Source organism: Streptomyces sp. ISL-66 (assembly GCF_018614135.1).
Taxonomy (GTDB): domain Bacteria; phylum Actinomycetota; class Actinomycetes; order Streptomycetales; family Streptomycetaceae; genus Streptomyces.
The window spans coordinates 1-11,990 of record NZ_JAGGOW010000240.1 but is presented as its reverse complement, the minus strand read 5'-3'; the positions used below and the strand labels follow the sequence as shown (position 1 = coordinate 11,990).

General features: G+C 66.4%; 9 protein-coding genes and 4 pseudogenes. 7 read left to right on the top strand and 6 right to left on the bottom strand.

Going from position 1 to position 11,990, the window contains the following annotated elements:
* Positions 1-221: 221 nt before the first annotated feature.
* Together J7E97_RS35065 and J7E97_RS35060 are read right to left on the bottom strand one after the other, a co-directional pair.
* Positions 222-455: a hypothetical protein gene (locus J7E97_RS35065; protein WP_215035656.1), complete on the bottom strand. Its 234-nt coding sequence runs from the start codon at positions 453-455 to the stop codon at positions 222-224.
* Between the two features lie 441 nt (positions 456-896).
* Positions 897-1,112: pseudogene (locus J7E97_RS35060) on the bottom strand (IS5/IS1182 family transposase); the annotation flags it as partial.
* Positions 1,113-1,259: 147 nt separating this feature from the next.
* On the opposite strand from J7E97_RS35060, the gene J7E97_RS35055 reads away from it, so the two are divergent.
* Entirely contained in the window at positions 1,260-2,537 is a 1,278-nt protein-coding gene (locus J7E97_RS35055; RefSeq protein WP_215035654.1) for a hypothetical protein, read from the top strand.
* Between the two features lie 49 nt (positions 2,538-2,586).
* On the opposite strand, the gene J7E97_RS35050 is transcribed toward J7E97_RS35055, so the two are convergent.
* From J7E97_RS35050 to J7E97_RS35040, 4 genes and pseudogenes are all read right to left on the bottom strand, one after another.
* A complete protein-coding gene (locus J7E97_RS35050; RefSeq protein WP_215035652.1) occupies positions 2,587-3,048 on the bottom strand; it encodes a MarR family winged helix-turn-helix transcriptional regulator in 462 nt (153 codons plus the stop codon).
* Positions 3,049-3,050: 2 nt separating this feature from the next.
* Positions 3,051-3,518: a MarR family winged helix-turn-helix transcriptional regulator gene (locus J7E97_RS35045; protein ID WP_215035650.1), complete on the bottom strand. Its 468-nt coding sequence runs from the start codon at positions 3,516-3,518 to the stop codon at positions 3,051-3,053.
* Between the two features lie 109 nt (positions 3,519-3,627).
* Positions 3,628-3,723: pseudogene (locus tag J7E97_RS37175) on the bottom strand (IS5/IS1182 family transposase); the annotation flags it as partial.
* Positions 3,724-3,781: 58 nt separating this feature from the next.
* Positions 3,782-4,246, bottom strand: a pseudogene (locus J7E97_RS35040) (IS5 family transposase); the annotation flags it as partial.
* A gap of 453 nt (positions 4,247-4,699) precedes the next feature.
* On the opposite strand from J7E97_RS35040, the pseudogene J7E97_RS35035 reads away from it, so the two are divergent.
* The 6 genes and pseudogenes from J7E97_RS35035 to J7E97_RS35010 all read left to right on the top strand — a co-directional run.
* A pseudogene (locus J7E97_RS35035) lies at positions 4,700-5,116 on the top strand (transposase); the annotation flags it as partial.
* Between the two features lie 203 nt (positions 5,117-5,319).
* On the top strand, positions 5,320-5,910 hold the full coding sequence (locus tag J7E97_RS35030; RefSeq protein WP_251055662.1) for a hypothetical protein: 591 nt from the start codon (positions 5,320-5,322) through the stop codon (positions 5,908-5,910).
* A gap of 95 nt (positions 5,911-6,005) precedes the next feature.
* Positions 6,006-7,550: an integrase gene (locus J7E97_RS35025; protein WP_215035648.1), complete on the top strand. Its 1,545-nt coding sequence runs from the start codon at positions 6,006-6,008 to the stop codon at positions 7,548-7,550.
* A 101-nt stretch (positions 7,551-7,651) separates the two neighbouring features.
* Positions 7,652-9,460, top strand: a complete 1,809-nt coding sequence (locus tag J7E97_RS35020; protein WP_215035646.1) for a hypothetical protein — start codon at positions 7,652-7,654, stop codon at positions 9,458-9,460.
* Positions 9,457-11,544, top strand: a complete 2,088-nt coding sequence (locus J7E97_RS35015; RefSeq protein WP_215035644.1) for a hypothetical protein — start codon at positions 9,457-9,459, stop codon at positions 11,542-11,544. The genes J7E97_RS35020 and J7E97_RS35015 overlap by 4 nt, the downstream gene beginning before the upstream one ends.
* Positions 11,541-11,942: a hypothetical protein gene (locus J7E97_RS35010; protein ID WP_215035642.1), complete on the top strand. Its 402-nt coding sequence runs from the start codon at positions 11,541-11,543 to the stop codon at positions 11,940-11,942. The genes J7E97_RS35015 and J7E97_RS35010 overlap by 4 nt, the downstream gene beginning before the upstream one ends.
* The last annotated feature ends 48 nt before the right edge of the window (positions 11,943-11,990 follow it).

Genomic DNA, 11,990 nt, shown 5'->3' with positions numbered 1-11,990 from the left:
GTGTTTCCGCAGGTCGGGGATAGGACCGACCGCAGCGATAGGGAGATGGGGTTCGATCAGAGCCCACTGCTCGTCGGTGAGATCGCCTCGTGCCATGACTGATGGCCTATCAAGACCAAGACCCTGCGCGCAGGCGATCTACCAAACTCATGATCTGGACTCCAGACAGGACCTAGGTGGTGAGCTGGTCCTGGACGTGGCGCAATCCGTGGTGGTAACGCTCAGATATGGCGGTCCGGGTCTGAGAAGGTGAGGCCGCCGGGAGCGAGCGGACGTCGGGCCGGGGCGGGTGCGGGCTCAGGTGCGGGCTCGGGCTCGGTCTCGCCGGGCGGCTGGCGGAAGTCGGCGCCCTGCTCGACCGGCATCAGCCGGCGCCCACCCGCCTGGGCGGGTACGGGAGCGTCGGAAGCGGGCTCGGAGAAGGCGGGCAGCGAGAGCGGTCGACGGTCGGTCATGATCCCTAGTCTCCCAGGTCCGGCCCTGCGGGTAGGGCCAGGCCGCTATCAGCGGTGATAGTGCTCTGGCCCTGGCCAGCAGGGCCAGGCTGGTTGTTTCAGCTCACCAGAACAGAGCGTTAAGCCACTGCTACCGCCGGTGAACCGGCCCGGACCGCCGAGGCTGGGCGGCACACTGCGCGGGTGACCACGACCCCCGCCTGAACCGGGTTCAGAAACCTCCACGCTCAGACCCCGACGCCAGCGCGTGCGCCCAAACCCTCCCGACCTGGCCCCGGCCGCCCACTCGGTTCAAGAATCAGCCGTTCGGCAACCCGTCACGACGTGGGACGGGTCCTCGCAACCGGCGAGGCGTACACCAGACCCGCCCATCACAAGAAGGGCACCAAGTCCCGCCGACTGGATAAATGACAAGCTGAGAGGTCGTTTTCGTCCGATGTTTCATCCCGGGATGGGCTGTTTGGTGGTGTTCTTCGGGTCGCGCCAGGAGATGGTGTTCTCGCCGGTGAGGCGGCGGGCCATGAGGTCGGTCATGGCGAGATTGACCAGGGCTTCGGAGCGGGTGGGAAGGGTCTCGTAGTCGCGGGCCAGGCGCCGGTGGAGCATCAGCCAGCCGTACGTCCGCTCGACCGCCCACCGCTTCGGGATCGGGGTGAATCGCGCCACCACTGTCCCCTCCAAGAATCAGCCTGTAGACAGCCAAGACAGGTGAAAACGACCTCTGAAACCTCGGCCGCCACACGGTGGCGAGGCGGGAATGGGATCAGGGCCCACTGTTCACCCCAAGGTCGTTAGAGTTGGCGCATGTTGAACGCTGCCGTAATCACCCTGGTCGCCCTAGCAGCGGCGGGCTGTGCGGTGTTGGCAACACTCTTGATCCTCCGTCGGCGTCGGTTCGATGTCTTCACCGCGCCCGTAGACGGGGACCCTCAACCGCAGCCGCCGTCGGGCATGAACGGCATGGTGTCGACGGAGTCGAGACCATCGCCCGTACCCGTCGTTGACTCCCAGGTTCTGGTCTTGCCGGGAACCAGCGACGATGAGGTGTACGCGTTCGGCGCGCGCGAGAATCTGGACGTGTTCGGCACGACGGTGATCCAAACGCCCATGCAGCTCGGGTCATGGGCCACTCAGGCCAAGGCTGCCGTGGACGGCGTACAGGCGTACCAGCAGATGGTCGGATGCATCGTGCGGGTCGACCCGGAGATGGCGGCTGCTCTTCGCGCGGGCCGTGCGGCGAAGGACAAGGCCGGAGAGGTCCTCGCCCTCGTTCGAGGCAGCAAGGGCAGGTTCGAGCATGTTGCACGCCTCAAGGGGGTAGGTGGGCTCGCCGCAGCAGCGTCGATGACGAACGCTCTTTCCGCGATGGCGCTCCAGGCGCAGCTTGATCGGATCGAGAAGCAGCTCACGACCATTTCCGAACAGGTGGGAAGCGTCCAGCGACAGCAGCTCCGCGAATGGCACTCGGAGGCTCGCGCCGCGCAGGACCAACTTGGGGAGGTCTACCGAACCGCGAGAAGCGTCGAGACCCTCTCGGAGATGAACTGGGGACAGATCGAGTCGAGCGGGATTCTGCTCCGGAAACACTTGCTCCACGACATCGACAGACTTCGCGAGGCGATCACGACACTCGAGGACGTGGCGCGCGATCGAACTCTGCGAGGTCGTGAACGGAGATTGACCAAATCGGTTGAGTTCCTTCTCGCTTCGGGCGCAGCACTTGAGGTCTCATCGCGGTCCTGGGTCCAGTTCTCCACTCTGCGGCTGTGGCGGATGACCGTTGCCGAAGATCCAACGCTGGAGCCTTACCGTGAGGAGTTGGCGGCGTACATCGCCAGGCAGGCTACGACGCTCGACCCGCTGATCGCGCGGGCTGATGCCGCGATCAGCCAGGTCGCGGACTTCCGATGGTGGCATCTCGCGCGCAATCCGATCGCCGGTCGGCGATTGCCGGCCAAGGTCGAGGCTGCGTTGCTCGCGGTGAGAGGCGTCGACTGGACACCACTTCGCCTGGAACAACCACACCAGAGGCTCGAAACTCCGGAGCGCGCCCTCGACGCCTCAGCCGGGGAGGCCCGATGACCGAGTCAAGTAAGAGCGTCCGCCAGTAGGGGCCGGCAATTGGTGGCGACTACTGCTCGGCGCCGGCCAGTTCGGCGTTGGCCCGGGCGGTGACGAGGGTCAGTACGCGGGCGGCAGCCGCCAGGTCCTCGGCGGGGATGTCGCGGTACAGGCGGGCGGCGATCTCGGCGCCGGCGGCGCGGATCTCCCCGCTCAGCGTCCGGCCCGCATCCGTGAGCCGCAGACGGGACTCCTCGGCGGGCAGGGACTCCAGCAGGCCAGAGGCGGTCAGCTCGGCGATCGTCTCCAATGCCGCCGACTCGTCGATCTTCAGGCGCTCGATCATCTGGGTGACCAGCTGGTCGCGGTCGACGGCATCGTCGCTGCCCGCGACGGCGCCCAGCGCCAGCGACTGCTGAAACGTGGTGCCGCTGCGGGCCAGCACGCGCTCCAGGACGGCGCGCGAGGCGTAATGGGCCAGGCCGACGACCTGGCCGTTGATGGCGGGAGCGGCAGGGGTGGTGGTGGACATGACTACTCCTTGGCCGAAGGGTTGAGTGGTACGTCGAGCAGGGCCGCCAGCTCGCGGGCGAACACCTTGGTGCGTGCGCCGTCCAGGCCACCCGTGGGCGCCAGCAGCTCGTCCATCCGCTGCTGGACGATCTCGATCGCGCGGTGGGTGACCTCGCGGCCCTGGTCGGTGAGCGACAGCCGGACCGCCCGCGTGTCGGCGGGGTCAGGGGTGCGCGCGACGAGACCGGCGGCCTCCAGAGCGCGGGCCAGCTTCGAGACGTAGAGCGGTTCGAGGCCGGTGTGGTCTGCGAGTTGGCGTTGGCTGGGCTGCTGCCGGGCCTGCTGCATGTCGAGCAGTGAGGCCAACAGCGAGTACTGGGCGTGGGTCAGGCCCAGCGGGCCGATGGCCCGGTCGACCGCCACCCGCCACTTCATGGAGAGACGCCAGACCAGGAAGCCTGGCGTGGGGTCGGGATGTGCTCCGCTCATGGCAGATACAGTACATGGACATTAAGTCCATGGCTACTATCGCGAGGGATCGGGAACGAGGCCGCGACGGAAGTGCCAGATGTTCTCGCTTAGGGTGTCCGCCTGCAGGTCATCGGATTCGGGGCCTTCGAGGGCGGGTGTCCCAGCGGTAGAGGGTCCAGGCGCGTCGGATCAGGCGGCGGACGGTGATGATGACGCCGGCCAGGGACCCTGCTACTGCCGCTCAGCTCGGCACCTACTGGCCGACCCTCTAACTGATCGTTTCAGAATGAGGTTCGCAGGCGGCGGAGGCATATGAGGCTGCAGGCCAGTTCGAGCAGGCCCTGGTGGAGATCGGCGCGTCGTTCGTAGCGGATGCGGAGCCGTTTGAACTGGTGCAGCCAGGCGAAGGCGCGTTCGACCACCCATCGCACCTTGCCCAGTCCGGAGCCGTGGGCGATGCCGCGGCGGGCGATCACGGGTTTGATGCCGCGCTTCCACAGTAGACGGCGGTACTTGTCGAAGTCGTAGCCCCGGTCCGCGTACAGGCGTCGGGGCTTGCGGCGGGGACGTCCCCGCAGCCCCCGGATCGGCGGGACGGCGTCCAGCAGGGGCAGGAGCTGGGTGACGTCGTGCCGGTTGCCGCCGGTGAGCGTGACGGCGAGCGGGGTTCCGTGGCGGTCGACGATCAGGTGGTGTTTGGAGCCGGGGCGGGCCCGGTCGACGGGCGAGGGGCCGACGTGATCCCCCCTAATCCAGGGTGTAAGCAGACGGCCCGGGCTCATGCAACGACCCGGGGCGACTGCTCACGCAGGACAGCGAATGCCTGGATCCCCCCTGGCCGTCAAGGCCTCCTCAAAGAGCGGCACTGCTGTCCGTTGCGGGGTTCGCGGTGATGACGCGGGCGCCGGGCTGATGCCTCCGTTTCCCCGGGCCCTTGAGGCCTCTGTCAAGAGCGGCGCAGCCCGGCGCCTCCGTGATCACCGGGAAACTCCCGGCGACTAGCCAGACGTTGATCGTCACGGCGCGAGCCCGCTCCAGGGTCGACCTCTTGTTCATCCGCGAGCCCGCGAGCTCTGCAGAAGATCGAGCCCCTGGAGTGTGCTGGTGTCGCGAACGGCTACTGAGATGGCGGACCAACGAGTCCTTGGATTAGGGCGCCGCGTGACCCGCATGTGCTCGTGACCTGCATAAATAAACGGATCTGGGAGGACAGCTTGACCGTGTTCTGCGGCATCGACTGGGCGGAGCGCCACCACGACATCGCCCTCGTCGACGAAGCCGGCACTCTGCTCGCAAAGGCCCGTATCACCGACGACGCGGCCGGCTACCACAGCCTCCTGGCTCTCTTGGCCGAGCACGGTGACAACCCAGACGATCCGATACCGGTGGCCATAGAGACCAGCCACGGCCTCCTGGTCGCGAGCCTGCGCACCGGCAGTCGTCGGGTCTTCGCGATCAATCCGCTCGCCGCCGCCCGTTACCGGGACCGCCACCGCGTCAGCCGCAAGAAGTCCGACCCCGGCGACGGCCTGGTCCTCGCGAACATCCTGCGCACCGACATGCACGCCCACCGGCCCCTGCCGGCCGACTCCGAACTCGCCCAAGCGACGCCCATCACCGAGCCGCGCGCACATTCCTGGTCACCGCCGCATCGGGCCCCGAAGCATGGGGGTGGCAGGGCCGCACCATCAGCCGCCGCTGCGGCGACCGATGGCTGCGCGTCGTCTCCCAGCCCCTGGACAAACCGGCAGGCCGGCTCTGGGACGGCGCGGCGGCCGCGGACGCCCAGCTGCCACGCGCCATCCCCAGGCCACGGATCGTGGACGTTCTGGAGTGGACGGCGGGCGATCACCGCTACCGCGCGGAGCTGTCCGAGCTCGTACCCTGGCCGGTCATCCAAGCCGGAGGGCCCGTCCTCACCCAAGACCCCGCCCTGCCGCCGGTGTGGTGGACTGAACTGAGCGCCGCCCTGACGGCCATGACGTCCGTGCCCACCGAACGGCAGGCCGTCCGGCAGCAGTGGATCGACAAGAACTTCGCCGTCTATCTCGGCATCCCGCCCGTGCCGATCAACGCGTGGACCACCGGCCACGGGGATCTCCATTGGGCGAACCTGTGTGGCGAAAATCTGGTCATTCTGGACTGGGAGTCCTGGGGGCGGACGCCCGTCGGATATGACGCCGGCCTCCTCCACGCCTACAGCCTCGCCCAGCCAGCCACGGCCGCCCGGATCCGCCACGAGTTCGCCCACGTCCTGGACCCGGCCGCGGGAAGGACCGGTGAACTCGTCGCGCTCGCCCAGCTCCTCCAGCTCCTCCAGGTCGCCGGTCGCGGCGGCCACTCGGACCTCGCTCCCCGCCTCGCCCGCTGGGCCGAGCATCTCACCGGCACCCCCGTCCCCGTACCGTGACCGCACCTGGAGATCGCCGTGCTGCCCAGCCTGCTTGCCGTCTTCGGCCACTTGTGCACGCTCGGTCACTGACCGGGTGGATGTACGGTCCGCGGGTGTTGAGACAAGACGCCTGGTCAGTGCACTACAGCTCGCGGGACCTACCGCAGCCTGAGCCGCAGCCCTGGCACCTGCAGCTTTCCTCGGGCGAGTGGGAACTTTGGCTCGACGACCTGGGCATTCCTGATGGGACGCCGTACCTGTTGTCGCCGTGCTTCGTCTACGACACGGACCTGAACTCGTACTTCCATCGGGTGAACCTGATGGCGGGTCCGCTGAACAGCCAGCTCAACCGGGCGTCGGCTCTCTGTCGGAACTTGAACTTCCTACACAAGAGCCGGGGCGGGAAGGACTGGCGGGACGCGACCGAGGAGGATCACGCGGCTTACCACCACTGGCGTCGCCGTGATCCAGGTGGGCCCCGCGTTGATGGCGACACGTGGAGCCAGGAGATCTCTCACATCCAGCAGTTCTACGTTTTCGCGAAGTCCAAATCCTGGGTCCCGTCAGTCCCGATCCCACAGCGGCCCCGGCGTGATTCGAAGGACGAGGAGAAGAAAGGCCGACGGCGCCCGGTGCCGGACGAGGTCGTGGACACGGTGCCAGCGACGTACTCCCACGATCAAGGCGGCAAGGAAGCCTTCGAGTGGCTGCCTGCACCGGCATATCGCCGGTGGCGGGACGTCGGCGTCCTTGGTTATGACCGTGAGGGCCTGCCCCGGGACAACTTCCGCGGCCGGTGGGCATCGCGTAATGGTGCCTTCAGCGACTCGTTGGTCCGGACGGGGATGAGGCTGGAGGAGCAGGCCAGTCGCATCATTTTAGAAGTCCCGAGGGGGCCCGGTCCGGCGGGCTACAGCAGGTTCTGGCTGCCTGGGGCGATCGCCAAGCGGAACTCGGGACGCTGGGTTTACGAGCCTGCGTCGGTCCGGCGGGATCTGACCGCCTACGAGGCTGCCGACCGACGGTGGGTCGTCGAGGAGGCTCGTGACGCGGGGCGTTACGGACAGATCCGGCGCCCGATCGTGATCGATGATCCGAGAACCCCGCACATGGCTCGGTACACGAGCGGCATCAACCGCAGCGAGAAGGTAAACGTCAGGCTCCTCAACCCGCGCGAGCGGCGCCGGCTCCTGGTGGATACCGAGGACGGCCTCGAGCCCGCGATGTTCTGGCTCGGCGAGAGCGGGCTGCCATTGTCCTTGTCAACGTGGAAGGACATGTTCACCGACGCCAACCGCCGATGCGAGGAGGCCGGCCTGACTCTTCGAGCTCATGCACACCTCCTGCGTCACACGTTCGCGGTCATCACCCTCGAACAGCTTCAGCGCGGCCACATCGCCGATCTCGCCGACATGAATCAGGCTCAGCGACTCCACTACCAGCGGATCTTCGGAGACCCCATGGACTGGATCCGCCGCAGGCTCGGCCATACTTCGCAGCTTTCGACCTTGATCTATCTGCATGCCCTGCAGGAACTCGAGATGGAGACGCGTATGGCCCTGGTCCCCGACACCTGGGAGGACCCCCGGGACACGCCGCTGGGGAGTCTCGGGAACGAGACGCCGCCGCAGGATCTGCCCAGAGAGGTATCGGCGTGACAAGCCGGGGCCGTGGCAGCACTGGTCCAGGACGCCCGTCCGCCCTTCCACCCAGTGGCTACGAAGCGCCGCCGCTCGTCCGGGAAGGAAACGCGGGCGGTTTGATCGTTGACTTCCATGGTGATGACGACCGCCGGGCCAGTTACGACTTCGGGCCGTTGGCGATGCCCGGCTGGCATCCGATTCTGGCTGAGGCCCTGGCTTTGAGGGTCGGGCACAGCGGCGGAATCCGAACTCTGTCGGGATGCCGGAACAGCTGGACCTCGGCCAAAGCCTGGATCCAGTTCCTGGCCTCGCTGGAGCAGCCGCCGAAAACCGTCGATGAACTGACCCGTGAACATGTGAATGCCTTCTACACTCGACCAGGTTCTGCCAAGAGTACGCGGCACGTCCAAATGCGTGAGATGAGCAAGCAGTTCGAGAATGAGCGGATTTCCCACCTCCTTCCCGCTGACGCCTGGGACGCTTTCAACCGCCGGCTGCCCACGCTCAAGCAGTCGGGAGTCGGAGGCTACTCACACGGCGAGTTGGATCGGCTGACGGCCGCGGCCCGAGCGGACGTAGCCCGGATCTCTCGGCGTATTCGAGCCGGCGAACAGCTCCTGCGCCAGGCGCGGGAAGACCCCGGGAAACTGGACGCCCGGCAGCGGGAATTAGGGGAGACCCTGATCCGCATCGCGGAGACAGGCGAGATCCCTCTGCTGGAGGGCGACAGATACTGGCTCCGACGGAGAGCCGATCTCGCGGGACACCTCTTCATGACGTGGGCGGATCTGGCGCCTTTGATGGCTCTCCTCGCCGTGGTCACTGAACGCAACGGGGAAAGCCTCAAGGAGCTTCCGGTCAGACACCGGCTGCTGGAGGACCGGGCGGTCGAGGTCGTCCTGGTGAAACGACGCCATGGAGTCCAGCAGTGGTTCGAGACGGTGACCTGGGAAATCGGTCCCAAGTCGCGTGAGCTGCACACCCCTGGCGGCCTCTACCTTCTCCTGCTCGAGCTGACGGGCCGCAGCCGGGAATTCTGCGGCTCCACCGCGGCCATCTGCTTCTGGCGCAACAACTGGGCCGTCGCAGAGCGCAACCGGTCGGAGCACTTCGCTCCGTTCGAGATGGACCTCGGACGCGGTTCTGGGATCGAGATGTCCGCATGGGCGGCCACGAGGATCAAACCAGTACTCGCTGATCCGCGGCCTTCTGCGAAAGCGAAGGCCGCGGAAGACGGCTCGGAGAAGGAACCTCCGATCCCGCTGGTCGTGACTTTCAACAAGATCAAAACCAGCATGGATGCCCGCCGGACTCGCCAGCTGGGTGGCCACCTGCCCTCGTCGGCGAAGAGCAACACCGCCCAGGTCCTGTTCGCCAACTACCTCAAGCCCGACGAAGCCACCCGCGAGTGGGCGGAGGAAGTGATCACCGAGGCTCTCGGGGATGCGGAGCAAGCTGCCCTGGGCGCCCATGCGGCGGTGGCGGGACGCCGCGGTGGCGGTCCCAAGGTGATCACTGACGACTCTTCCGCCCAGCAGCTCGAGGTAGCAGGACTCGCCCCGCAGACCGCCCGCGATCTCTCCGACGGGAACCTGGACACCGCCTGGACGGCCTGCGAGGACCATGACCACAACCCGGAGACCGGAGCACCTTGCGGCGATTCGTTCCTTGTCTGCTTCCACTGCGGAAACTGCCTGGTCACCCGCGATCATCTGCCCCGGATCCTGGCCCTGCTGGAAGCTCTGGGGGGCCTGCGCCAACGCATGAGCGAGGGCGACTGGTGGAAACGCTATGGCCCTGCATGGGTCGCCGTCCGGCGAGACATCCTTGCCAAGTTCTCCCCGGCCGAAGTCAGCAAAGCACAAGAGCAGTCCTTGCCCGACGCCCTCCTTGACCTGGTCGAACCACCTTGGGAACAGCCATGAGCATCGCGACCTTCGCCTCCAACCCCACCGCAGTCACGCTGAAAGATCCGTACGTCCTCCACGGCCGCCCGCTGCGGCCAGGAGCCCGGCTGGAGGACACCTCTCGCTACAGCCACGACGTCTGGCACCTGGCGCCCGCACGACTCAAGATCCACGAGTACTCGATGATCTTGAACTTTCTGTCTCTGCCCCAACGATTTCGGCCGGCGGTCAAGCAGCTGTTCTACGCCTTGCTCTCGTTGAAGCCGCCGGATGGTGAACCGTCCCCAACCATCGCCACCATCCGAGGCATGTTCACCGAGATGCGACGGTTCTTGATGTGGCTCGACAAACGGTGGCCACCGGAGCGGAACGAACTGTCCGTACTGTCCTCAAGCGATCTCGAGGACTACGGCAAGCACCTCCTGGCCCGCTTCCCGAGCAATCGCTCTCAACGCGAGTCCTCCCGAGGCGGAGTACGGCTGCTCTGGCGTTGGCGCCTGCAGATGGGTGAACACGCCCTGCGGTTCGAACCGCTCCACCTCGACGGATGGAGGGAGTCGTCCAGCACCGGGCGGGGCGAGAACAAGACCGACCGACTGCCCGAGGAAGTCCTGGGGCCCTTGTTGGTCTGGGCACTGCGTTTCATCGACGACTTCGCCCCCGACATCCTCGAAGCCGACCGGGAATGGCGAGAAAGCCGTGAGAAACGCGTTGGCCGTTACCTGGAGCGAAGCGCTGTCGGATCACGCCTGCAGGCGATCCTCGATGAATACGTCGCCGCCGGCCGCCCGTTGCCCGGCTGGCGCGGACAGCCCAGCCTGACCCACTTCAGCCGCCTTCTCGGTTGCCGTCACGACAACGTCCGGCCCCATCACGCTGCCCTCGCGGCCGCCGCCGCTGTCGTCGGCGTGACCGAGGGCGCATTCCTCGACGGAAGCGTCCAAGGGCGTCTGGACGGGGAACCGTGGGTCGACTCGATCGCCACCAACCACGAGTCAGCGAACAGCCTGGCTCGGCTCAGCCGCATTCTCCACGCTTCTTGCTACGTGGTGATCGCCTTCCTCAGTGGCATGAGGGAGAGCGAGGTCAAACACATCAAACGCGACTGCATCGAGATCAAATACGACGAAGACGGCCGTCCCTACCGCTGGAAACTCAGCAGTCTCGCGTTCAAAGGGGAAGACGAGGTGGAGGGCGTCCCAGCGACTTGGACGGTCTGCGCAACTGTCGTCCGCGCAGTCGAGGTGCTCGAGAAGCTCCAGCCGAAGACCTGTGAATACCTCTTCGCGGGACTCCTTCACGGCAACGGCGCCAAGAAGTCATCGAACGAGGTGGAGGGAAATAGAGCGACCAACACACACCTCAACGACCTCGTGGCGTTCGTAAACCAGCTCTGCGCAGACCGCGGCCGCAGCGACATCATCGCGGACAGTGTGGGCCAGCCCTTCAAGCTCAAGACCAGCTACTTCCGGCGGACCTTGGCCTGGTTCATCGCCCGGCGCCCAGGCGGAGTCATCGCCGGCGCCCTGCAATATCGGCATCGGTCGATCCGGATGTTCGAGGGGTACGCCGGCACCAGCGACTCCGGCTTCCGGGCCGAGGTCGAAAGCGAGCAGGCCATCGCCCGCGGTGAGGTCTACATGGAAATGATCGAAGCCCACCAGCACCTCAACCTCGCCGGCCCTTCAGCCGAAGAGGCCACCCGCCGCCTGACGGACTTCGGAGACCGAGCCCAGTTCCAAGGCCAGGTCGCTCTGGACAAGCACCGCCTGAGAAGGATCATGAAGCGCAACGATCCGGCGATCTACCCAGGCGAGTACATCACCTGCGTGAACGACCCTGCCAAAGCCCTCTGCGAGAAGGCGCGCCGCGGAAACAGCGAGGGTCTGCCTGCCCACGGCGGCTGCCTGCCCCTGGCCTGCCGCAATGTCACGCTCACGCCGGAGAACGTCGGTGCCTGGCAACGAGAGATCGCCCGCATCGACAAGCGTCTTGGCTCACGGCCGACGTTGGCCCCCCGCCTCAAGCAACTCCACCAGAGCCGGCGGGCTGAAGTGGTGGCCTTCCTGGTGGCTAACGGGCAGGAGGTCATCCCGGCATGACTCGCCCAGTCCCCGACCTGCCCGAAGCCTTGGTCCGCAGGCATCTCCAGGAGATGTTGGACGCCTGCCGGGCAACCAACACCAGGCCCAGCGTTCTCACGCTGGCCCGACGCCTCAATCTCACCAACACGACATTCCGCCGCCGCTATCCCGAGATCGCGCAAGAGATCTCCGAGCATCGGGCCACACCCACCGCTCGTCGCGGCGGGCCAACCGAGCATGACAAGCTCATCGCCCGCAACGCAAAGCTCCGCCGACGGAATCGAGATCTGGTCACTCAGCTTGCCCTCGCCGCAGCGCAGATCCAGCACCTCGCCCTCCGCGCCCAACGGCTACAAGCAGCTCTCGAATCTGCCTCGAAGGTAACGAGCATCAACAGCAAGACACGACGTCGTTGAACTGTGAACCACAGGACTCTGTGCTAAGAAGTCATCTCATTTGGATGG